This window comes from Pseudomonas oligotrophica (assembly GCF_021726475.1).
GTDB classification, from domain to species: Bacteria; Pseudomonadota; Gammaproteobacteria; order Pseudomonadales; family Pseudomonadaceae; genus Stutzerimonas; species Stutzerimonas oligotrophica.
The window spans coordinates 426215-448706 of sequence record NZ_JAKJRU010000002.1 but is presented as its reverse complement, the minus strand read 5'-3'; the positions used below and the strand labels follow the sequence as shown (position 1 = coordinate 448706).

The window sequence follows — 22492 nt, the reverse complement described above, 5'->3', positions numbered from 1 at the left end:
GGCATCAAATCCTCAGATATCTTGCGGCAGGGGTTGCGGCAGCTCGTTGCCATTGGGGCCATCGAGCCAGTCGACCTTGTTCATCTTGCGCACCACGACGAACTCGTCGCGGTTGCAACCCACGGTGCCGTAGTAGTTGAAGCCGTACGCCAGCTGGGCGTAGCCGCCGATCATGTGGGTGGGCTTGAGCACCACGCGGGTCACCGAGTTGTGGTGGCCGCCGCGGGTCTTGGTGCTCTCGGCGCCGGGCACGTTCACGATGCGTTCCTGGGCGTGGTACATCATCACCATGCCTTCCTTGACCCGCTGGCTGACCACCGCACGGGCGGTCAGCGCACCGTTGGCGTTGAAGCACTCGATCCAGTCGTTGTCCTCGATGCCGACCTTCTTCGCGTCGATCTCGCTCATCCAGACGATCGGGCCGCCACGGCTCAGGGTCAGCATGATCAGGTTGTCGGTGTAGGTGGAGTGGATGCCCCACTTCTGGTGCGGGGTGATCCAGTTCAGGCAGATCTCCGGGTTGCCGTTGGACATCTTGCCCTTCACGTAGCCGGTCGAGCGGGTGTTGATCGGCGGCCGGTAGCTCTGCAGCCCTTCACCGAAGGCCAGCATCCAGGGGTGATCCTGGTAGAACTGCTGGCGACCGGTGATGGTGCGCCACGGGATCAGCTCGTGGACATTGGTGTAGCCGGCGTTGTACGACACGTGCTCGTCTTCCAGGCCGGACCAGGTCGGGCTGGAGATGATCTTGCGCGGCTGCGCCTGGATGTCACGGAAGCGAATCGCCTCGTGCTCCTTGGGCAGCGCCAGGTGGCTGTGGTCGCGACCGGTGAATTCCGACAGCGCGGCCCAGGCCTTCACGGCGACGTGGCCGTTGGTTTCCGGCGCCAGGCTGAGGATCACCTCGGCGGCGTCGATGGCCGATTCGATCTTCGGCCGGCCCTTGCTGACACCTTCCTCGCGCACCTTGTAGTTCAGCTCGCCGAGGAACTCGACCTCGTGCTCGGTGTTCCAGTTGATGCCCTTGCCGCCGTTGCCCAGCTTGTCGAGCAGCGGGCCGAGGGAGGTGAACTTCTTGTAGGTGTTCGGGTAGTCGCGCTCGACCACCGCCATGTTCGGGCAGTTCTTGCCCGGCACCGGGTCCTTGCCTTCGGTCTTCCAGTCGCTGCCGCCGAACGGCTGGGCCAGCTCGCTGGGGGTATCGTGCAGCAGCGGCACGGTGACCAGGTCCTTCTCGACGCCGAGGTGGCCGACGGCCATATCGGAGAACGCCTTGGCGATGCCCTTGTAGATCTCCCAGTCGGACTTGGCTTCCCAGGCCGGGTCGATCGCCGCCGACAGCGGGTGGATGAAGGGGTGCATGTCCGAGGTGTTCATGTCGTCCTTCTCGTACCAGGTCGCGGTCGGCAGGACGATGTCGGAGTACACGCAGGTCGAGGACATGCGGAAGTCGAGGGTGGTGACCAGGTCGAGCTTGCCGATGGCGCCCTCGTCCTGCCACTCGGCCTCGGTCGGCTTGAAGCCGCCGCGCTTGCCGATGTCCTCGTTCATCACGCCGTTCTTGGTGCCCAAGAGGTACTTGAGCATGTACTCGTGGCCCTTGCCGGAGGAGCCCAGCAGGTTGGAACGCCAGACGAACATGTTGCGCGGGAAGTTTTCCGGGCTGTCCGGCTGCTCGCAGGAGAAGCGCAGCGAGCCGTCCTTCAGCGACTTGACCACGTAGTCGACCGGCGACAGCCCGGCCGCTTCGGCGTCGCGGCAGATCTGCAGCGGGTTGCGGTTGAGCTGCGGGGCGCTCGGCAGCCAGCCGGCGCGCTCGGCGCGGATGTTGTAGTCGAGCATGTGCTCGGGGAACTGCGACTTGTCGGCCAGCGGCGAGAGCACTTCGTGGATGCTCATCTTCTCGTGGCGCCACTGCGAGCTGTGGTTGTAGAAGAAGCTGGTGCCGTTCATCTGGCGCGGCGGACGGCTCCAGTCCAGGCCAAAGGCCAGCGGCAGCCAGCCGCACTGCGGGCGCAGCTTCTCCTGGCCAACGTAGTGGGCCCAGCCACCGCCAGTCTGGCCGACGCAACCGCAGAGCATGAGCATGTTGATCAGCCCGCGGTAGTTCATGTCCATGTGGTACCAGTGGTTCATCGCCGCACCGACGATGATCATGGAACGGCCATGGGTCTTGTCGGCGTTGTCGGCGAATTCACGGGCGATCTGGATGGCCTTCTCGCGCGCGACACCGGTGATCTTTTCCTGCCAGGCCGGGGTGCCGGGGACGCTGGCGTCGTCGTAGCTGGAGGCGACGTTGGCGCCACCCAGGCCACGGTCGATGCCGAGGTTGGCGGCCATCAGGTCGAACACGGTGGCGACCTTGGCGCTGCGCCCGTCGGCCAGGGTGACGCTGCTCACCGGCACGCGGCGCAGCTGGACATCGTCACCTTCGACGGCAGTGAAGTACTCGTGGGTCTGGCCGCCGAAATAGGGGAAGGCCACCTCGGCGCTCTCGCCGCCGATCTGGCTCAGCTTCAGGTCGACCTCGCGCCCCTCGCCGCCCTCGCGGGCCTCGATGTTCCACTTGCCCTTCTCGCCCCAGCGGTAGCCGATCGAGCCCTGCGGCGAGACCAGCCCGCCGTCGGCGTCGACGCCGATGGTCTTCCATTCGGGGTTGTTGTCCTGGCCGAGGTTGTCGGCGAGGTCCGAGGCGCGCAGGAAGCGGTCGGCGACGTAGCTGCCGTTCTTCTCGTCGAGCAGCACCAGCATCGGCAGGTCGGTGTAGCGCTTGGCGTAGTCGGTGAAGTAGGCGCTCGGGTTCTGCAGGTGGAACTCTTTGAAGATGACGTGGGCGAAGGCCTGGGCCAGCGCGGCGTCGGTGCCCTGCTTGGGGTTGAGCCAGAGGTCGGTGAGCTTGGCCACCTCGGAGTAGTCCGGGGTGATGGACACGGTCTTGGTGCCCTTGTAGCGGACCTCGGTGAAGAAGTGCGCGTCCGGGGTACGCGTCTGCGGGACGTTGGAGCCCCAGGCGATGATGTAGTTGGAGTTGTACCAGTCGGCCGATTCCGGCACGTCGGTCTGCTCGCCCCACACCTGCGGCGAGGACGGCGGCAGGTCGCAGTACCAGTCGTAGAACGACAGGCAGACGCCACCGATCAGCGACAGGTAGCGGCTACCGGCGGCGTAGGACACCATCGACATCGCCGGGATCGGCGAGAAGCCGACCACGCGGTCCGGGCCGTACTGCTTGACGGTGTAGACGTTGGCCGCGGCGATGATCTCGTTGACCTCGTCCCAGCTGGAGCGGATGAAGCCGCCCATGCCGCGCTTGCTCTTGTACGACTCGGCCTTGGTCTTGTCCTCGACGATGCTGGCCCAGGCCTCGACCGGCGCCATGTTGCGCCGCGCCTCGCGCCACAGCTTGAGCAGCGGCTTGCGCACCTTGGGGTACTTCAGGCGGTTGGCACTGTAGATGTACCAGCTGTAGCTGGCGCCACGCGGGCAACCCCGCGGCTCGTGGTTGGGCAGGTCGTTGCGGGTGCGCGGGTAGTCGGTCTGCTGGGTTTCCCAGGTGATCAGGCCGTTCTTCACGTAGATCTTCCAGGAACACGAACCGGTGCAGTTCACCCCGTGGGTGGAGCGCACGATCTTGTCGTACTGCCAGCGCGAGCGATAGACGTTTTCCCAGTCGCGGGATTCGATGCGGGTCTCGCCATGCCCGTCAGCGAACTCTCCTTGCTTGCGATTGAAAAAACGCAGCTGGTCGAGTAGGTGGCTCATCGTTTCTTTCCTCTCAGGCTGAGCGCAGGCCGGGCCCGCGCTCTTTTTTTAATGCGGTCGTCCGGCCTAGCAGGGGGTCTCGGCGCCCTTGCGCGAATACCACCACCAGGTCACCAGGATGCAGGTCACGTAGTAGGCAACGAACCCGTAAAGGGCCATTTCCGGGCCGCCGGTCAGCGCGATGGACGAGCCGAACGACTTGGGAATGAAGAAGGCACCGAAGGCCCCGATCGCCGAGCTGAAGCCCAGCACCGCGGCCGACTCCTTGCCGGCGGCGCGCAGCGCTTCCTCGCGGGCGGCGGCGTTCTTGCCGGCGCGACGCTCGTGCAGGGTGCGGAAGATCACCGGGATCATGCGGAAGGTCGAACCGTTGCCGATGCCGGTGGTGACGAACAGCAGCATGAACATGGCGAGGAAGCCGTAGAAGTTGCCGCTCTGCCCAGCCACCGGCAGGAAGCTCAGCACGCCGAACACCGCGCCGATCATCACCACGAAGTTCCACAGGGTGACGCGCGCGCCGCCCAGCTTGTCGGCGACCCAGCCACCCACCGGGCGCACCAGCGCACCGACCAGCGGGCCGAGGAAGGCGAAGCTCAGCGGGTTGACGTCCGGGAAGGAGGTCTTGATCAGCATCGGGAAGGCCGCGGCGAAGCCGATGAACGAGCCGAAGGTGGCCAGGTACAGCCAGCACATCAGCCAGTTGTGCTTGCGCTTGAAGATCACCGCCTGCTCGCTGAACGAGGCCTTGGCCGAGCTCAGGTCGTTCATGCCGAACCAGGCGGCGACGGTCACCGCGAGGATGAACGGCACCCAGACGAAGCCGGCGTTCTGCAGCCACAGCTGGCTGCCATCGGCCAGGTCCTGCGGCTGGCCGCCGGCGGCGCCGAACAGGCCGACGCCGATCAGCAGCGGCACGCTGAACTGCATCACCGAGACGCCGAGGTTGCCCAGGCCGGCGTTCAGGCCGAGCGCGGTGCCCTGCTGCGCCTTGGGGTAGAAGAAGCTGATGTTGGACATCGAGGAGGCGAAGTTGCCGCCACCGAAGCCGCACAGCAGCGCGATGATCACGAACACGCTGTAGGGCGTCTCCGGATTCTGCACCGCAAAGCCCATCCACAAGGCCGGGATGGCCAGCGAGGCGGTGCTGATGGCGGTCCAGCGGCGGCCACCGAAGATCGGCACCATGAACGAGTAGAAGATGCGCAGCGTGGCGCCGGACAGGCCCGGCAGCGCGGCGAGCCAGAACAGCTGGTCGGTGCTGAAGGTGAAGCCGATGGCGTTCAGGCGCACGATCACCGTGCTCCAGACCATCCATACGGCGAAGGCCAGCAGCAGCGCGGGGATCGAGATCCACAGGTTGCGGGTGGCGATCGCCTTGCCGGTGGCGGCCCAGAACTGCGGGTCCTCGGGACGCCAGTCCTGAATCACCGGCCCCTGCTTGGGCGGCTTGCCGGCCGCGGGTTTGACGAGTGCGGTCATGGTCATTCTCCAGAAGGTTCAGGGCGCGGACGACAACCGGCCCTGGCCGGCCTTGCCCATCACGGGGGTTTTGCGGATTTCGCTGAAGTACATCCAGATCAGGGAGACCCAGACGACGCCGTAGAGCAGCATGAAGGCCGAGGAACGCACGCCGGTGAGGTCCACCAGGGCACCGAACATGATCGGCAGGACGAAGCCGCCGAGGCCGCCGGCCAGGCCGACGATCCCGGAGATCACGCCCATGTTTTGCGGGTAGTCGTCGGAGATGTACTTGAAGACCGAGGCCTTTCCGAAGGCGAAGGCGATGCCGACGATGAACAGCAGCGCGGTGAACACCCAGGCGTTGAGGCCGATGTGGAAGCTGGCCGGGCCGTTGACGGTCTGGATGGTGAAGTTGGTCTGCGGGTAGGACAGCAGGAACAGGCACACCCAGCTCACCCACATCACCCACCAGGTCACGCTCTGCGCGCCCCAGCGGTCGGACATCCAGCCGCCCACCGCGCGCAGCACGCCGCCGGGCAGCGAGAAGCAGGCGGCCAGCAGCGCGGCGGTCTGCAGGTTGAAGCCGTATTCCTGCACGTAGTACTTGGTCATCCACAGGGCGAGCGCGACGTAGCCGCCGAAGACGATCGAGTAGTACTGGCAGTAGCGCCACACGGCCGGGTCCTTCAGCGCCTGCAGCTGGCTCTTGAAGGTCACGCTGGTGGACACGCGGTGCGCCTTGTTCTCGCTGGTGAGGAACCAGAACAGCACCGCGGTGATGAACATGATCGCCGAGTAGACCTTGGGCACCATCTGCCAGCTGGCCGCGGCGATGATCGCCGGGGCGATGAACTTGGTCAGCGCCGAACCGGCGTTGCCGGCGCCGAAGATGCCCATGGCCAGGCCCTGGGTGCTCTTGTCGAACCACTTGGCGACATAGGCGATGCCCACCGAGAAGGAACCGCCGGCCAGGCCGACGAACAATCCCAGCACCAGGAAGTGCCAGTAGGCGGTGGCCTCGCTGATCAGGTAGATCGGCAGCACGCAGACCAGCATCAGCACGAAGAAGACGATGCGGCCGCCGAACTTGTCGGTGAGCATGCCCAGCGGCAGGCGCACCAGGGAACCGGTTAGAACGGGTGTTGCGGCCAGCAGGCCGAACTGGGTCTCGTTGAGCTGGAAGATCTCCTTGATCGGTACGCCGAGCACAGCAAACATCATCCAGACCATGAAGCAGATGGTGAATGCCACCGTGCTCATGCCGAGTATCAGCCCTTGTTGAACATTCATTTTCGCCATGTCGAACCCTCCCCGAAGTATCGACCTGACGCCAAGCTAGAGACGCAACGACCGGAATCCGTTGATTTGGATCAAGACCGGATTTCCGAGTGAAAAGGTAAGATTTGCCCAGCTACCACCTTGGAGGTAGCCAGAATTTCCACGCAAAACGCCCTTAATATCAGTGGCTTAAGGAATGATCGCCCAGCAGGGACCGGCACCCGGGCATCTCGGAACTCTTTGGAGGTAGCGTGCGGCTGGTTCAATGGATAAGGGGCTCGCTGCCGGTTCGCGCCGGCCTGGCCGTCATGCTCATCGCCGCCCTGGCGCTCGGCAGCGCGGTCAGCGCCGGCATGATCGCCTGGCTCAGCGAGGACGACGCCGCGGCGATCAACACCGCCGGCTCGCTGCGCATGGCGACCTACCGCCTGGCCTGGAAGCTCGAGGCGCAGGCCTCGGCCGAGGACATCCAGACCCTGGGCAGCAACTTCCAGCACCGCCTGGAGAGCGTGAACCTCACGCGCATCCTGCGCAGCGATCCCTCGGCACCGCTGAATCGCGTCTACGAGGAGCTGCGCGAGCGCTGGCGCAACCAGCTGCTGCCGGCGCTGGAGGATGGCGACGCGCGCAGCTTCCAGCAGAACGCCGACGACTTCGTCAACCAGCTCGACCACTTCGTGCTGCTGCTGCAGCGCCAGAGCGAGCGCAAGCAGAGCTGGCAGCAGGCGATCCAGGGCACCGCGCTGTTCGTCACCGTGATCGTGCTGATGATCGGCATGTACAGCCTGCAGAGCAGCGTGCTCAATCCGCTGCAGGAGCTGGTCAGCGCCACCGAGCGCTTTCGTGCCGGCGACCTCAGCGCGCGGGTGCGCTACCGCGCCGACGACGAGTTCGGCCACATGGCGCAGAGCTTCAACGCCATGGCCGATGCACTGCAGGAGTCGCACCACAGCCTCGAGGCCCACGTCGCGCGCAAGACCGCGCATCTGGCGCAGGCCAACGCCGCGCTGCAGCTGCTCTACCAGAGCAGCCGGCGCATCGCCACCGACCCGGCCACCGCCGACTCGCTGGACAAGCTGATCGACAGCTTCCAGAACCGCCTGCCGGGCCTGCGCCTGACGCTCTGCCTGCACGGTGACCCGCAGGAACCGGCCGCCCAGCTGATCGCCCTGCAGGGCAGCGACCTGCGACAGATCTGCTCGCCCAGCGACTGCCAGACCTGCACCATGCACGGCAGCAACCGGCTGATCGCCTGCCCGGTGGTCAACCAGGGCAGCGAGCTCGGCGAGCTGCGCGCCGGCTTCGTCAACGGCCGCGCGCCGGAGCAGTGGGAGATCGAGCTGATCGAGGCACTGGCCAACCTGATCGGCACCGCGCTGTCGCTGGAGCGCCGGCGCGAGCAGGACCACCGCCTGCTGCTGTTCGAGGAGCGCGCCATCATCGCCCGCGAGCTGCACGACTCGCTGGCCCAGGCGCTGTCCTACATGAAGCTGCAGGTGACCCGCCTGCAGACACTGATCAACCGCGGCGAGTCGCCGCAGACCCTGGAGAAGGTCGCCGAAGAGATCCGCGACGGGCTGAACAACGCCTACCGCCAGCTGCGCGAGCTGCTCACCACCTTCCGCCTGAAGATCCAGGAGGGCGGCCTGGACAAGGCGCTGCAGGACACCGTGCGCGAGTTCTCCGAGCGCGGCCAGTTCCCGGTGCAACTGAGCCTGCAACCGCTGGCCTTCGACCTGATGGCCAACGAGCAGATCCACCTGCTGCAGATCGCCCGCGAGGCGCTGTCCAACTGCGCCCGCCACTCCGGGGCCGACCAGGTCTGGGTCACCCTGCGCCAGGCCGGCGACGCCCTGGAGCTGTTGATCGAGGACGATGGCTGCGGGCTGTCTGGCGACTACGACCAGCGCCAGCACCACGGCACCACCATCATGCAGGAGCGTGCGCGCCAGTTGCAGGGCCAGCTCAGCGTCACCTCGCGCGAACCGCGCGGCACCCGCGTCCACCTGAAATTCAAGCCGGGCTTTCTCGGCAATCAACCCAAGGGACAGATCGCATGAACGACACACGTCACAGCATCCTGCTGGTCGACGACCATCCGATGATGCGCCGCGGCATGCGCCAGCTGCTCGAACTCGAGGACGACCTGCTGATCGTCGGCGAGGCGAGCAACGGCGAGGAGGCGCTGCGCTGCGTGCCCGACCTGGCGCCTGATCTGATCCTGCTGGACAACAACATGCCGGCGCTCAACGGCATCGAGACGCTCAAGCGCCTGCGCCAGCAGGGCTACGAGGGCAAGGTGCTGCTGTTCACCGTGTCCGACGCCGAGGAGGACGTGCGCGACGCCCTGCGCCACGGCGCCGACGGCTACCTGCTCAAGGACATGGAGCCGGAGAAGCTGATCGACCAGATCCGCGAGGTGATGCACGGCGACCTGGTGGTCAGCCCGGCGCTGGCGCGGGTCATGGCCCAGGCCCTGCGCGTCGGCCAGCCGGCGGCCGCCGACGTCGAGCTGACCGAGCGCGAGCGCCAGGTGCTGAAGATGATCGCCGGCGGCAACAGCAACAAGATGATCGGCCGCAAGCTGGGCATCACCGAGGGCACGGTGAAGGTCCACGTGAAGAACCTGCTGCACAAGCTCGGCCTGCGCTCGCGCGTCGAGGCCGCGGTATGGGCGCTGGAGCACGAGCGCATGCGCGGCTGAGCCCTTCGGGCTGCCTCCAAGGGGGTAGCCCGGCTATCGCTTCGGGCAAAGTGACCGATCACAGGCGATTTTCCTACGATCTTCGCAAGGAGGTCGCCATGTTCCGCCAATCAGCCCATCTCTTGGCGCTCCGTCGCCATCCGTTGTTCCGGGGCCTTCCGGAGTCGGCCACCGGCGCGCTGGGGCAGGCATCCTGCAGCCGGCGCCTGGCCGCCGGCACCCCGCTCTACCACCAGGGCGATCCGGCCGGCCACTTCTTCATCCTCGTCAGCGGCCAGCTCAAGCTGCATCGCCACGGCGCCGACGGCCAGGAGCACGTGCAGGGTATCGTCCGCCCCGGCGGCGTGGTCGGCGAGACGCTGCTCTACCACGAGCACCCGCAGCACCTGCTCAGCGCCAGCGCGCTGCGCGACTCGCTGGTGATCCGGGTCCACAACGCCAGCTACCGCGCCCTGCTCGCCAGCCATCCGCAGCTGTATCCAGCGCTGCTGGCACGGCTCAGCCAGCGTCTCAACCAGCGCCTGGAGGATATCGACAACCTGGCCTCGTCCAACGCGCATCACCGCGTGGCGCGCTATCTCATGCGGCGCCAGCTGGGCGCCGGCGGCGTGGTCGAGCTGGATGTGCCCAAGCGGCTGATCGCCTCGAAGCTGGGCATCCAGCCGGAAACCCTGTCACGCATCCTGCACCGGCTGTCGGAGGCCGGGCTGATCCGCGTCGAGAAGCAGCAGATCGAGATCCTCGATACCGCCGCCCTCGCCGCCTTCGTCCACGACGCGGCGAATCAGGGCTGCACGTCGCCACGCCGCTCGGCGGCGTCGCGTGCCGGATCTGCGGAGTCACCGTCCGCCTCGAAGGGCCGTGGCCCCTCGCCGAGGCGGAACGGCTGCGGCGGGGTGTCCTCCAGCCGCCGGGTGGGCGGCGGAATCGGCACCGGCTCGGGCTCCTCGGGCTCGCGCAGCAGCCAGTAGGCCAGCGCAGCGAGCAACACGGCGAGCAGGCGGTAGACCAGCGCAGCGAGGTCGAAGCCGCCCAGCTCGCCGCCATCGAGCAGCAGCGACAGCAGCCGGCCAAGCACCAGCGCGGACATCATGCACACCAGCATCACCAGCGCGCCGCGCATGCGCTCCGGTGCGCGCAGCGCCCACAGCAGGAACAGCGCCAGGCCCAGCTGCAGCCCACCGTAGTAGACGCGCATGTGGCTGATGGAGGCCGACTCCATCAGCAGCATGCCGTTCAGGTTGGCCATCTCGTAGGGACGCAGCCAGTACGCCAGGCTGAACGCCAGCATGAACAGTGCCTGGGCCACCAGCACGAAACGGGCAAAACGCATCGAAAACGCTCCTGCAGAGACCTGATTCCCGGTCGGCATCGGACCGCCCGTCGGTCGCTTGGTTCGATCCGTGCGGCGTGCGCTGTCATTTCCCTCAACATATTGGCGCTGTGGCCCGCGCGCCCTGCAGCGCTATCCTGCGCCCACTCAAAGGAGGTCCCCATGCGTCGTCTGCTGCTCGCCACCACCCTCTTCGCCAGCCTCGCCCAGGCCGCCGAGCCGATCGCCATCGATGTCCACCGCGACGCCAACTGCGGCTGCTGCAAGGCCTGGATCGAGCACCTGGAGGACAACGGCTTCCAGGTCAGGGACCACGTCGAGCCGGACATGACCGCGGTGAAGATCGCCAACGGCGTGCCGGCGCGCCTGGCCTCGTGCCATACCGCGGTGATCGACGGCAAGTTCGTCGAGGGCCACGTGCCGGCCGCGGACATCCTCAAGCTGCGCGCCCAAACGGACCTGCTCGGCGCCGCAGTCCCCGGCATGCCGGTCGGCTCGCCGGGCATGGAGATGGGTTCGCGCCAGGACGCCTATCAGGTGATCGGCGTGGCCAAGGACGGCGCCGACCGGGTGCTGGCCGACTATCCTGGCAACTGACCGGCTGGCGGCACCGATCCGCTGTCGCGCCGGTCTGATGGCTGACAGGCACAGCGGAGGACCGAGCCCATGCGCTGGAATCGTGCGCGTCGCAGCGACAACGTGGTGGATGCCCGCGGGCGCAGCGGCATGCGCCTGGGCGGCGGACTGGGCCTGGGCGGCATCGTCATCGTCGTGGTGCTCGGCCTGCTCACCGGGCAGGACCCGCTGCAACTGCTCGACCAGCTGGGCGGCCAGGCAGGCCCGACGGTCAGCGAGCGCACGACACCGGCCGACAGCGCCGACCCGCAGGTGGATTTCGTCCGCGCCATCCTCGGCGACACCGAGGACACCTGGCGCGCGCTGTTCCAGCAGGGCGGCGCGCAGTACCGCGACCCGACGCTGGTGCTGTTCCGCGGCGGGGTGAACTCGGCCTGCGGCTTCGCCAGCTCGGCGGTCGGCCCCTTCTACTGCCCGGGCGACCAGCAGGTCTACCTGGACCTGCAGTTCTTCGACGAGATGGCGCGGCGCTTCTCCGCCGCCGGCGACTTCGCCCAGGCCTACGTGATCGCCCACGAGGTCGGCCACCACGTGCAGACCCTGCTCGGCGTCTCCCAGCAGATCCAGCAGGCCCGCCAGCGCGGCGCACGGCTGGAGGGCGACAACGGCCTACTGGTGCGCCAGGAGCTGCAGGCCGATTGCCTGGCCGGGGTCTGGGCGCACCATGCCCAGCAACGCCACGACTGGCTGGAGGAAGGCGACCTGGAAGAGGCGCTGAACGCCGCCAGCGCCATCGGCGACGACCGCCTGCAGCAGCAGAGCCAGGGCCGCGTGGTGCCCGACGCCTTCACCCACGGCAGCTCGGCGCAGCGGGTGCGCTGGTTCCGCATCGGCTTCGACAGCGGCGAGCCGGGGCGCTGCGACACCTTCAAGGCCGCGCGGCTATGACGCGCCAGGCAGGCGACAGCCCATGGGTGCCCGAGCGCAGCCAGCCCCGGCGATCATCCTGGCGGCGCGCCCGGCTCAACCCAGCCGGGCCAGCAGCTCGGCGCAATCGCGCGCATGCAGTTCGGTCAGCTCCGGCCAGGGATTGTCCGGCAGGTTGACCAGCACGCCGCGGGCGCCGGCGGCCCGGGCGCACTCGAGGTCGAAGCGGTAGTCGCCGACCATCACCATCTCGGCCGGCGCCACGCCCCAGCATTCGGCCAGCTTGAGCAACCCGCCCGGATGCGGCTTGGGCGGCGCCTCGTCGCGACCGAGGATGTCCTGCGGCCGGAAGCAGTCGCCGAGGCCGACCGCCTGCAACGTCACCAGCGCCAGCTCGTGGGCATTGCGCGTGAGCACGCCGAGCCGGCAGCCGCGCGCACGCAGCGCATGCAGCAGTTCGCGGGCGCCTTCGGCCGGCCGTGCGGCGTAGGCCAGCTCGCGTTCGTGCTCGAGCAGCCAGGCGCGCTTGGGCGCCGCCTGCTCGGCCGGCAGCGCGGCCAGGTGATGGAGGATGTCGTCGTCCGGCGGGATGTCCAGCGCGCGGCGGATCGCGGCGAAGTCATGCACGGCGATGGTCAGGGTGCCGTCCATGTCGAACACCCAGTGGCGCAGCGCGGCGAGCGTCACATCCAGTCCTCGCGGGCGCGGATCAGCCCTTCCTGGGCCACCGAGGCGACCAGCTCGCCGGCGCGGTTGAAGATGCTGCCGCGCACGAAGCCGCGGGCGTTGCCGGCCCAGGGGCTGTCGATCGAGTACAGCAGCCAGTCGTCCATCTTCACCTCGCGGTGGAACCAGATGGCGTGGTCCAGGCTGGCCAGCTGGATGAACTTGCTCCAGGAACTCACGCCGTGGGGCTGCAGCGCGGTGCCGATGAAGCTGAAGTCCGACGCATAGGCCAGCAGGTACTTGTGCAGCGCCGGGCTGCTCGGCAGCGTGCCGTCGGCGCGGAACCACAGGTGGCGGACCGGCTCGAGTGGCTGCGGGTTGGTCGGGTCCTGCAGGGTCACCGGGCGGATCTCGATCGGCTTGGGCCGGCGCAGCTTCTCCATGACCCGCTCGGGCACCAGCGGCGCGAGCTTGTGCAGCAGTTCCCATTCGCTGGCCAGGTCCTCGGGGCCGGCCACCTCCGGCATTGGCAACTGGTGCTCGTAGCCGTTCTCCTCGGCCTGGAACGAGGCGATCCCGGTGAAGATGATGTGGCCCTTCTGGATCGCGCTGACCCGGCGGGTGGTGAAGCTGCGCCCGTCGCGCACGCGATCGACGTCGTAGACCACCGGCTCGTGGGAGTCGCCCGGGCGCAGGAAGTAGCCGTGCAGCGAGTGCACGTGACGGGTGGTCTCCACCGTCTGGCTCGCCGCCGAGATCACCTGGCCGAGCACCTGGCCGCCGAACAGCTGCGGAAAGCCCAGATCCTGGCTGGCGCCGCGAAACAGGTTCTCTTCGATGCGCTCCAGCGAGAGCAGGTTGACCAGGGTGTCGAGGGTCTGGGTCATGGTGTTTTCCTTGGGCACGAGGCAGGCCGCCATGGTACGGATTCGCAGCCCGGGGCTCCAGCACGGCGGCGAACGCCGGCGATCGTGCCGCCTGCGCGCCGCTTGAGCGTGCCACCGCGCGGCCGGCATACTCGCGCCAAATCCGCCGGACCCCGCCATGCCCCTGCCGCTGATCTACCACGACGACTACAGCCCGCCGCTGCCGCCGGGGCACCGCTTTCCCATGGAGAAGTTCCGCCTGCTGCGCGACCACCTGGTCGACAGCGGCCTGACCCGCGACGATGCGCTGCTGCGGCCCGGGCTGTGCCCGCGCGAGGTGCTCGCCCTCGCCCACGAGCGCGCCTATGTCGACCGCTACTGCAACGGCGAGATGGGCCACGCCGAGCTGCGCCGCCTCGGCCTGCCGTGGAGCCCGGCGCTGGCCCGGCGCACGGTGCGCGCGGTCGGCGGTTCATTGCTGGCCGCCGAGCAGGCGCTGCAGCACGGCCTGGCCTGCCACCTGGCCGGCGGCACCCATCATGCCCATCGCGACCATGCCTCGGGCTTCTGCATCTTCAACGACCTGGCGGTGATCGCCCTCTCCTTGCTGGAAAGCGGCCGGGTCGGGCGCGTGCTGATCTTCGACTGCGACGTGCACCAGGGCGACGGCACCGCACGCATCCTCGCCGGGGTGCCCGACGCGGTGACCGTCTCGCTGCACTGCGAGAAGAACTTCCCGGCGCGCAAGGCCGAGAGCGACTGGGACATCCCGCTGGCGCCCGGCCTCGGCGACGCGGACTACCTGAAGGTGGTCGACGACACCCTCGGCTACCTGCTGCCGCTCTACCAGCCGGACCTGGTGCTCTACGACGCCGGCGTCGACGTGCACCGCGACGACGCCCTCGGCCTGCTCGCGCTCAGCGACGCCGGCCTGGCGGCGCGGGACGCACGGGTCATCGAGCACTGCCTGGGGCGCGACATCCCGGTGGTCGGGCTGATCGGCGGCGGCTACGACAAGGACCGCGCCCTGCTCGCCCGCCGCCACGCCCAGCTGCACTTCGCCGCAGCCCGTGCCTGGCAGCGCTACGGGCTGCGTTGAACCCGCTCAGCTCAGCCAGGGCGGTGGCGGCGGCTCGTCGTCGCGCTCCTCGCGCAGGGCTTCGCGACGCGCCTGCTCGGCGAGCGCGGCCTTGATCTCGCGCATCACCGCGTCCAGGTCGGCGGCATCCTCGGGCTCGGCGAACTCGCCGGTGAGCGAGGTCTGCGGCGTCAGCCGGCCCTCCTCGTAGAGCGCCCACATCTCCTTGGCGTAGCGGGTGAAGCGCAACTCCGGGGCGAACTGGCCGAAGTAGGCGGCCATGTTGCCGACGTCGCGCTCGAGCATCTCGAACGCATGGTTGTTGCCCGCGGCATCCACCGCCTGCGGCAGGTCGATGATCACCGGGCCCTGGCCGTCGAGCAGCACGTTGAACGCCGACAGGTCGCCGTGCACCAGCCCGGCGCAGAGCATCTTGACGATCTCGCCGATCATGAAGGCATGGAACTCGCGGGCGTCGTCCGGGTGCAGGTCGACGTCGTTCAGCCGCGGGGCGGCATCGCCGTCGTCACCGACGATCATCTCCATCAGCAGCACGCCGTCGAGGAAGTCGTAGGGCTGCGGCACCCGCACGCCGGCCGCGGCCAGGCGGTAGAGGGCGGCGACCTCGGCGTTCTGCCAGGTCTCCTCGCGCTCGCGCTTGCCGTACTTCGAGCCCTTGGCCATGGCCCGGGCATCGCGGCTGTTGCGCACCTTGCGGCCCTCCTGGTACTTGGCGGCCTGGCGGAAGCCGCGCTTGTCGGCCTCCTTGTAGACCTTGGCACAGCGCAGCGCCTCGCCGCAGCGCACCACGTAGACCGAGGCCTCCTTGCCGCTCATCAGCGGCCGCACGACCTCGTCGATCAGGCCGTCCTCGATCAGCGGTTCGAGTCGCTTGGGGGTTTTCATCGCGAGGGCGGGCTCCTCTGGCAGACATGGGCGGCCGCAGGTTACGGCAATCGCCGGACGGCTACCATGCCCGGCGCCCGCTTTGAAAGTCCGATGCGGATTGGCAAGCACTGGCGCACGGATCGACAATCGCCCCCACCTCATCTTGGAGTGCGCCGCCATGCTCGATGCCGACCGCTGCTGGCAGGCCGTCTGCGACCGCGACGCGACGCAGGACGGGCAATTCGTCTTCGCCGTGCAGTCGACCGGCATCTATTGCCGGCCGGATTGCCCGGCCCGTCGTCCACGGCGCGACCGCGTGCGCTTCTTCGCCAGTGCCGAGCAGGCCGAGGCCGCCGGCTTTCGCGCCTGCCGCCGCTGCAACCCGGGCGGGCCCAGCCCGGCACGCCAGCTGGACGAACTGGTCACCGCCGCCTGCCGGCTGCTGGAGACGGCCGAACGGGCGCCGACCCTGGCGCAGCTGGCGGCGCGCATCGGCCTGTCGCCCTCGCACCTGGCCCGCGCCTTCAAGGCCCGCACCGGGCTGACCCCGCGCACCTGGGCCGAAGCCCGGCGCCGCGAGCGCCTGCAGGCCGCCCTGCCCGAGGCCAGCAGCGTGCTCGACGCCGCACTGAGCGCCGGCTACGGCGGCACCCGCGCGCTGTACCAGGCGAAACAGCCGCTGAGCCCGGCGCAGCGCCGGCGGCGCGCCAGCGGCGAACGGCTGCGCTACGCGATCACCGCCTGCCCGCTGGGACTGCTGCTGATCGCCGCGAGCGAACAGGGCATCTGCGCCCTGCTGTTCGGCGACAGCGAAAGCGGGCTGCAGGCCGAGCTCGAGCAACGCTTCGCCGGCGCCCTGCTCGAACGTGACCAGGCCGGCCTGGGCGACTGGCTGCAGGCGGTGGTCGGCCAGCTGGAGGAACCGGCCCGCGCCGCGCAGTTGCCGCTGGACCTGCGCGGCAGCGCCTTCCAGCGCCGCGTCTGGCAGGCGCTGCAGGCGATCCCGCCGGGGCAGACACGGCGCTATGCCGAGCTGGCCGGCGAACTCGGCAGCCACGCCCGCGCCGTGGCCCGCGCCTGCGCCAGCAACCCGGTCGGCCTGCTGGTGCCCTGCCACCGGGTGGTCGGCGCCGGCCAGGCGCTGACCGGCTATCGCTGGGGGCTGGAACGCAAGGCCGCGCTGCTGGCCGGCGAATCCGCCGCCTCGGGAGACTCGGCCGCCGGGCGTGGTCCCATGGGAAACCCCACCACGACGCCGGAGGCCCCGTGACCGAACTCAAGCGCTATCGCATCCACTACCGCATCAACGGCGAACCGGCGTCGCTGCTGATGAGCGCCTTCGAGGAACCGAGCCTGGCCCAGGTCGAGCTGGAGATCCTCCTGCACCATGTCCGCGAACCCCGCGCGGCGGTGGACGCGCCCTGGGAGAACCCCGAGGTGCCCAGCGAGCACAGCCGCCTGCAGGAGCTCGGGGTGAGCGATATCCAGATCGAAGAGCAAGGCCGCTGAGCGCCATCGGAGATGCCGTGCGACTGATCGACACCCATACCCACCTCGACTTCGAGGATTTCGATGCCGATCGCCAGCAGGTGCTGGCGCGCAGCCAGGCGGCTGGCGTCGAGCGCATCGTCGTGCTCGGCGTGCATGCGCAGAACTGGCAGCGTGTCTGGCAGCTGGCCAGCGAGCAGCCCGCCGTCTACGCCGCGCTCGGCTTGCACCCGGTGTTCCTGCGCCAGCACCGCGACGAGCACCTGGCGGCGCTGGGCGACTGGCTGCAACGCCTGCGCGGCGAGGCGAAGCTCTGCGCTGTCGGCGAGATCGGCCTGGACTACTACATCGACCAGCCGGACCACGCACGCCAGCAGCTCATCCTCGAGCGCCAGCTGCAGCTGGCCGCCGACTTCGAGCTGCCGGTGCTGCTGCACGTGCGTCGCGCCCACGCGGCGATGATCGCCACGCTCAAGCGCCACCGGCTGCGCCGTGGTGGCGTCGTGCATGCCTTCAGCGGCAGCTGGGAAGAGGCCCGCGAGTACCTCAGGCTCGGCTTCAGGCTCGGCCTCGGCGGCGCCGGCACCTGGCCGCAGGCACGCCGCATGCACCGTGTGCTGCAGCAGCTGCCGCTCGACGGCATCGTGCTGGAAACCGACGCCCCGGACATCGCCCCGGCCATGCACCCGGGCGCGCGCAACAGCCCGGAATACCTTCCCGACATCTGCCACCGCCTGGCCGAGCTGCGCGGCATCCGTGCCGAGGACCTGGCCGAGGCCAGCTATCGCAACAGCTGCGAGCTGTTCGGCTGGAGCTGACGCCGCCGGCTACACCCGGAACGCCGCGATCAGTTCGCGCAGCTGGCCGACCAGCAGGCTCATCTCGCGGCTGGCCTGTTCGGTCTGGCCGGCGCCTTCGGCGGTGCGCTGGCCGGCCTCGTTGATCGACACGATGTTGCGGTCGATGTCGTGGGTCACCGCCGTCTGCTGCTCGGCGGCGGCGGCAATCTGCTGGTTCTGGTCGACGATCAGGCCGACCGCGCCGAGGATGTTCTCCAGCGCCTGCTCGACTTGCGCCGACTGGCTGACCGTGTCGTCGGCCAGGGCGTGGCTGGCATGCATGGTCCTGACCGCCGCGCCGACGCCCGATTGCAGGCGGGCGATCATCTGCTCGATTTCCTCGGTGGACTGCTGGGTACGCCGCGCCAGGCTGCGCACCTCGTCGGCGACCACCGCGAAACCGCGGCCCTGCTCGCCGGCGCGGGCCGCCTCGATCGCCGCATTGAGCGCCAGCAGGTTGGTCTGCTCGGCGATGCCCTTGATCACGTCGAGCACCTTGCTGATCGCGCCGCTGTCGTCGGCCAGGCGGTTGATGACCTTCACCGACTCGTCGATTTCCGCAGCCAGCCGCTGGATGCCGCCGACCTGGGCGACCACCAGCGCGCGCCCGCTGACGGTTTCCTCGTTGACGCCTTGCGCACTGCCCACCGCGGCCTCGGCGCTGGTCGCCACGGCCTGGGCGGTGGCGGCCATCTCGTTCATCGCGGTGGCGACCTGCTCGATCTGCGCGCGCTGCTCGCCGACGGTCAGGTTGCTCTGCCCCGAGACCTGCTCGACCGCACCGGCCTGGCGCTCGACCTCGCGCACGGTGTGGCCGACGCGCTCGATCAGCTCGCGGATCCGTGCCACGGTCGCATTGAAGACCTGGCCCAGCTCGCCCAGCTCGTCGCGGCTGACCACCTGGTAGCGCACGGTCATGTCGCCGTCGGCGACCTGGTCCATGATCTGCCCGAGGGCGTTGAGCGAGGCACGGGTGGAGACGTAGAAGGCGCCGTAGAGGTAGGCGACGAGCACGAACACCACCAGCAGCGCCGCCAGCAGCAGGCCCATCAGCAGGCGCTTGTCGGCCAGGCGTTCCTGCAGGCGCTGGTCGAGCACGGCGAGCACGCCGTCGTTGAGCTGGTAGGTCTTCGCCATTTCCGCGCTGATGCGTTCGTAGAAGGCATCCCACGGCCGGTCCAGCGTGTCGGCCATGATCACCTCGTCCTGGATGACCTGGCTGGCGATGTCCAGCGATTCGTTGCTCTGTGCGGCCAGCTCGCCGAGGCGGCTGCGCGCCATGGCGCTGCCGTCGACGGCATCCTGCAGCTGGGTGCGGTACTGCGCTTGGAGCTTCTCCAGCTCCAGCACCAGGCCGTCGAGCAGGTTGCTGGCGGCCGAATCCAGGTAGCCCTGGCCGAAGGTGTAGGCACCGACTGCGCGCCCCTTGCCGAGCGCCGAGGTGATCGCCGGGGTGACGCCGGTCAGCAGCTCGGCGAGTAGCCGGACCTCGCGCTCGGCATCCTGGCTGAGCCCCGACTGGCTGGCGATCAGCTTGATCAGCACCTGGGAATTGCCCAGCACGCTGCCGGCCATGGCTGCCTTCGACTGCAGCGACGGCTCGGCTTCGGCCTCGGCAAGCGCCTGGCGGAGCTGGTCGCGCCGGCTGTCGAACTCGGCCACCTGCTGCGCATCGCCGCTGACCGGCTGCAACTGCTGCAAGGCATCGAGCAGCCGGCCCTCGACCGCCTTCAGGCGCTGGCTCAGGGCCGGCTGGTTGCCGGCCTGGCCGATGATCGCCTCGATCTGCACCAGGTCGTGCCAGTCCTCGAGGTCGCGGCGCAGGCGCAGCGCCGCACCGAGCGGCTCGAGGCCGTGCAGTTCGGTGCGGGTGCCGACGAATTCGCGGTAGGAGTCGCGGACCAGGTAGAAGTTGGTCAGCGCCATGGGGATGAAGAACAGCAGGCTGACGAGGCTGAACTTCATGCCGAAGCTCAGGCGGTTCATGAATGCCACGGCGGGATACAAGAGGCCTTTCACGCGACGTCTCCCAAATCTTATTGGTATGTGCTTGCAGCGCGCGGCCGCAGCAGGGTTCGTCAGGGGAACGAGCCGACTTATACGGGATATCGGGAAGGGGCTTTGTAACTTAAGGTAATGGCCAGATGATGGCTACTGCTTGGCCGATCTGCCCGCTCGCCGCCGCAGGCCCGCGCCAGAGCGCCCATCGACGGCGGCGATGCAGCCTATTCAGCCCAGGGCAGGAGCACCCAGAGCGCGGCGGCGGCGTACCAGAGCACCCGCGCGCGGATCAGCAGCTCGGCCAGCGTATCCAGTCGGGCGACCACCTCGCGCGGCTCGATCTCGCCACGCAGGTCGGCGGCCTGCGGACCGACCTCGGCCAGCAGCCGGCGCGCGGGGATATCCCAGTTCAGCAGCTCGTGCAGCAGCACGCGGCTCACCGCGGTGAAGTTGCCCACCAGGGCGAAGCTGGCCGCCAGCAGGCGCACCGGCAGCCAGTCGAGGCCATGGCGCAACTGGCTGGCACGCTCGCGTAGCGCGGCATCACCGGCGTGCTGTTCGACCAGGGCGAGCAGGCGGTAGGCCAGGGCCAGCACGGGGCCGAGCAGCAGGTACCAGAAGATCACCGCGAAGAAGTCCTGGTAGCCGCGCCACAGCAGCTGCGCCTCGATCGCCCGGGCCAGCGCCGCCGGCTCGTCGGCCGTCAGCCCTAGGTCGCGCTCGGCCACCAGCGCGGCGGCCTCCAGGTCGTTGCGCCGCCAGGCATCGCGCAGCGGGCCCAGCTCGCGCTTGGCATGGCCGCGCCCCAGCGCATAGAGCAACACCAGCAGATGCAGCGGCAACACCAGCCAGCCGTAGGCCAGCGGCTGCAAGGCCATCAGCAGCAGCCCGAGCAGCAAGGCCGGCAGCACCACCAGCGCCAGCAGCACCAGCCAGGGCGCACCCGTCAGGCGCGGGTTGCCCTCGGCGCGGCGCAGCTGGGCCAGCCAGGGGCCGTCCTGCTGGATGCGCACCCGCCAGTCGGAGAACTTTTCCACCAGCAGCGCCAGCAGCATGACCAGGAAACTCATCGGCAGGTCCTTTTCAGGTGTGGGTCAGCAGGTGATCGCCGCCGCGCGCAGGCGCAGCCAGTCGAACGCCGGCCCCGGATCGGTCTTGCGCCCGGGGGCGATGTCGCTGTGCCCGCAGACACGCTCGGGGGTGATCGCCGGATAGGCCTGCTGCAGCAGGCGGCACAGCTCGATCAGCGCAGCGTACTGCGCTTCGCTGTAGGGTTGCTCGTCGGTGCCCTCCAGCTCGATGCCGATGGAGAAATCGTTGCAGCCCTCGCGCCCCGCGAAGCACGAGACACCGGCATGCCAGGCGCGGTCCAGGCAGGAGACGAACTGGGTGATGGCGCCGTCGCGCTCGATGAGGAAATGCGCCGAGACCGTGAGCCCGGCGATCTCGCCGAAGAACGGATGCTCGCTGCAGTCCAGCCGGTTGGCGAAGAATTCCTGCACCTTGCCGGTGCCGAAGCAGCCCGGCGGCAGGCTGATGTTGTGGATCACCAGCAGGGATATCTCGCCGTCGGGGCGCGGGTTGAAGTTCGGCGACGGGCAATGGCGGATGCCCCGGCACCAGCCGGTCGCGCGGTCCAACTGCATGGGGGCGGTCCTCGGGTTGCTCAGCGCGCAGGCTAGCCCCAGCGCCGCTGCGCCTGCAAGCCCGCGGCCGCCTCAGCCGGACCTGCGCGCGGCGGCCTTCTCCTCGCGCCGCGAGGCCAGGCGGTCGGCCAGGCGCGTCGGCTCCGGCAGGCGGTAGCGGGTGACGTAGCGCATCACCAGCTCCGGCGCGCTGTCCAGGCTGACACGGTTGCCCGGCGAGATGATCAGCGGGCGCACCCGCTCCTTGCTGCGCAGCACGCTGCCGATGACCTCGCCCGCACGGTCGCGCAGCGGCACGCGGTCGCCGCGCTGCTCGCCCAGCGGCTCGTGCTCGCCACAGAGGATCTTCTTCGCCACGCCGATGGTCGGCAGCCCGGTGACCACGCCCAGGTGCGCGGCGATGCCCAGCCGGCGCGGGTGGGCGATGCCATGGCCATCGGAAAAGATCAGGTCGGGCACCTCGGGCAGCGCGGCGAGGGCCTGCAGCAGCGCCGGCAGCTCGCGGAACGACAGCAGCCCGGGCACGTAGGGCATCGAGGTCGGGATGCGCGCCAGGCTCTGGGCAACGACCTCCAGGCTGTCCGCGGCGAGCAGCACCACCGCCGCCCGGGTGATGGCGCCGCCCTCCTCGAAGCCGACGTCGACGCCGGCGACCAGCCGCAGCGGCCGGGGAAAATCGTCGACCAGTCGCACCTGGGCGGCGAGCTGCTTCTGCAGTTCGCGGGCGGCGGCCGGGCTGCCGTCCCAGTCGCCGAAGGGGCTGGCCGGATAGGGCGAAGGCTTGGCGGTCATGTGCATCGTCTCCCGGGTTCGAGGGCAATCGGTGGCGCTGGCCTCTGGACAGCGCGACGGAAAAATAGGACGCTCCCGCCGCAACTCGGCAGTTTCACCCTGCCATGGCCAACACAACAATCAGAATAACGACCATGTCCAACGCTCATTCGCTGCGTAGCGTCAGCATCCTGGCTACCGAGGGGGT

19 protein-coding genes and 2 pseudogenes are annotated in these 22492 nt (G+C 68.9%); 9 read left to right on the top strand and 12 right to left on the bottom strand.

Going from position 1 to position 22492, the window contains the following annotated elements; genetic code table 11:
- Positions 1 to 12 precede the first annotated feature (12 nt).
- From L3N39_RS05980 to L3N39_RS05970, 3 genes are all read right to left on the bottom strand, one after another.
- Complete coding sequence (locus L3N39_RS05980; RefSeq protein ID WP_237256359.1) at positions 13 to 3762, bottom strand: nitrate reductase subunit alpha; 3750 nt, start codon at positions 3760 to 3762, stop codon at positions 13 to 15.
- A gap of 66 nt (positions 3763 to 3828) precedes the next feature.
- The gene (locus L3N39_RS05975) at positions 3829 to 5241 is read right to left on the bottom strand and encodes a NarK family nitrate/nitrite MFS transporter (RefSeq protein ID WP_237256358.1); all 1413 of its coding nucleotides are present in this window, start codon (positions 5239 to 5241) and stop codon (positions 3829 to 3831) included.
- Positions 5242 to 5259: 18 nt separating this feature from the next.
- A complete protein-coding gene (locus L3N39_RS05970) occupies positions 5260 to 6522 on the bottom strand; it encodes an MFS transporter (RefSeq protein WP_237256357.1) in 1263 nt (420 codons plus the stop codon).
- A gap of 236 nt (positions 6523 to 6758) precedes the next feature.
- Here L3N39_RS05970 and L3N39_RS05965 point away from each other — a divergent pair, with 236 nt between their 5' ends.
- The 3 genes and pseudogenes from L3N39_RS05965 to L3N39_RS05955 form a co-directional block, all read left to right on the top strand.
- A complete protein-coding gene (locus L3N39_RS05965; protein WP_237256587.1) occupies positions 6759 to 8561 on the top strand; it encodes a HAMP domain-containing protein in 1803 nt (600 codons plus the stop codon).
- Complete coding sequence (gene narL, locus L3N39_RS05960) at positions 8558 to 9205, top strand: two-component system response regulator NarL (RefSeq protein WP_237256356.1); 648 nt, start codon at positions 8558 to 8560, stop codon at positions 9203 to 9205. Before L3N39_RS05965 ends, narL begins: the two co-directional genes overlap by 4 nt.
- Positions 9172 to 9957 (top strand): annotated as a pseudogene (locus L3N39_RS05955) (Crp/Fnr family transcriptional regulator); the annotation flags it as partial. The gene narL and the pseudogene L3N39_RS05955, both read left to right, overlap by 34 nt.
- Before the next feature lie 32 nt (positions 9958 to 9989).
- Here the strand turns inward: L3N39_RS05955 and L3N39_RS05950 are convergent.
- Complete coding sequence (locus L3N39_RS05950) at positions 9990 to 10538, bottom strand: DUF4345 family protein (protein ID WP_237256355.1); 549 nt, start codon at positions 10536 to 10538, stop codon at positions 9990 to 9992.
- A gap of 162 nt (positions 10539 to 10700) precedes the next feature.
- Here L3N39_RS05950 and L3N39_RS05945 point away from each other — a divergent pair, with 162 nt between their 5' ends.
- Entirely contained in the window at positions 10701 to 11135 is a 435-nt protein-coding gene (locus tag L3N39_RS05945) for a DUF411 domain-containing protein (protein ID WP_237256354.1), read from the top strand.
- A 69-nt stretch (positions 11136 to 11204) separates the two neighbouring features.
- Positions 11205 to 12062: a KPN_02809 family neutral zinc metallopeptidase gene (gene ypfJ / locus L3N39_RS05940; protein WP_237256353.1), complete on the top strand. Its 858-nt coding sequence runs from the start codon at positions 11205 to 11207 to the stop codon at positions 12060 to 12062.
- A gap of 75 nt (positions 12063 to 12137) precedes the next feature.
- On the opposite strand, the gene L3N39_RS05935 is transcribed toward ypfJ, so the two are convergent.
- Together L3N39_RS05935 and tesB are read right to left on the bottom strand one after the other, a co-directional pair.
- A complete protein-coding gene (locus L3N39_RS05935; RefSeq protein WP_250646478.1) occupies positions 12138 to 12692 on the bottom strand; it encodes an HAD family hydrolase in 555 nt (184 codons plus the stop codon).
- A gap of 32 nt (positions 12693 to 12724) precedes the next feature.
- The gene (gene tesB, locus L3N39_RS05930; protein WP_237256351.1) at positions 12725 to 13594 is read right to left on the bottom strand and encodes an acyl-CoA thioesterase II; all 870 of its coding nucleotides are present in this window, start codon (positions 13592 to 13594) and stop codon (positions 12725 to 12727) included.
- 157 nt (positions 13595 to 13751) lie between these two features.
- Here tesB and L3N39_RS05925 point away from each other — a divergent pair, with 157 nt between their 5' ends.
- On the top strand, positions 13752 to 14672 hold the full coding sequence (locus L3N39_RS05925) for a histone deacetylase family protein (RefSeq protein ID WP_237256350.1): 921 nt from the start codon (positions 13752 to 13754) through the stop codon (positions 14670 to 14672).
- A gap of 6 nt (positions 14673 to 14678) precedes the next feature.
- On the opposite strand, the gene L3N39_RS05920 is transcribed toward L3N39_RS05925, so the two are convergent.
- Entirely contained in the window at positions 14679 to 15557 is an 879-nt protein-coding gene (locus L3N39_RS05920) for a PA4780 family RIO1-like protein kinase (RefSeq protein ID WP_237256349.1), read from the bottom strand.
- Between the two features lie 160 nt (positions 15558 to 15717).
- On the opposite strand from L3N39_RS05920, the gene ada reads away from it, so the two are divergent.
- Genes ada through L3N39_RS05905 form a run of 3 tightly spaced genes read left to right on the top strand, consistent with a single transcriptional unit; the run spans position 15718 to position 17845 of the window.
- Positions 15718 to 16809, top strand: a complete 1092-nt coding sequence (gene ada, locus L3N39_RS05915; RefSeq protein ID WP_237256348.1) for a bifunctional DNA-binding transcriptional regulator/O6-methylguanine-DNA methyltransferase Ada — start codon at positions 15718 to 15720, stop codon at positions 16807 to 16809.
- A complete protein-coding gene (locus L3N39_RS05910; RefSeq protein WP_237256347.1) occupies positions 16806 to 17048 on the top strand; it encodes a hypothetical protein in 243 nt (80 codons plus the stop codon). The genes ada and L3N39_RS05910 overlap by 4 nt, the downstream gene beginning before the upstream one ends.
- Before the next feature lie 17 nt (positions 17049 to 17065).
- Complete coding sequence (locus tag L3N39_RS05905) at positions 17066 to 17845, top strand: TatD family hydrolase (protein WP_237256346.1); 780 nt, start codon at positions 17066 to 17068, stop codon at positions 17843 to 17845.
- Positions 17846 to 17854: 9 nt separating this feature from the next.
- Here L3N39_RS05905 and L3N39_RS18980 read toward each other — a convergent pair whose 3' ends face one another.
- The 5 genes and pseudogenes from L3N39_RS18980 to nfi all read right to left on the bottom strand — a co-directional run bounded on the left by L3N39_RS18980 (position 17855) and on the right by nfi (position 22305).
- Positions 17855 to 18559: a methyl-accepting chemotaxis protein gene (locus L3N39_RS18980; RefSeq protein ID WP_431978009.1), complete on the bottom strand. Its 705-nt coding sequence runs from the start codon at positions 18557 to 18559 to the stop codon at positions 17855 to 17857.
- A 150-nt stretch (positions 18560 to 18709) separates the two neighbouring features.
- A pseudogene (locus L3N39_RS18975) lies at positions 18710 to 18916 on the bottom strand (HAMP domain-containing protein); the annotation flags it as partial.
- Positions 18917 to 20091: 1175 nt separating this feature from the next.
- Positions 20092 to 20937 (bottom strand): regulatory signaling modulator protein AmpE, encoded by an 846-nt coding sequence (gene ampE / locus L3N39_RS05895; RefSeq protein WP_237256344.1) that lies wholly within the window; start codon positions 20935 to 20937, stop codon positions 20092 to 20094.
- A 24-nt stretch (positions 20938 to 20961) separates the two neighbouring features.
- Positions 20962 to 21513 carry a 1,6-anhydro-N-acetylmuramyl-L-alanine amidase AmpD gene (gene ampD / locus L3N39_RS05890; protein ID WP_237256343.1) on the bottom strand — a complete coding sequence of 184 codons (552 nt, stop codon included), beginning with the start codon at positions 21511 to 21513 and terminating at the stop codon, positions 20962 to 20964.
- A gap of 72 nt (positions 21514 to 21585) precedes the next feature.
- The gene (gene nfi, locus L3N39_RS05885; protein ID WP_237256342.1) at positions 21586 to 22305 is read right to left on the bottom strand and encodes a deoxyribonuclease V; all 720 of its coding nucleotides are present in this window, start codon (positions 22303 to 22305) and stop codon (positions 21586 to 21588) included.
- Between the last annotated feature and the right edge of the window lie 187 nt (positions 22306 to 22492).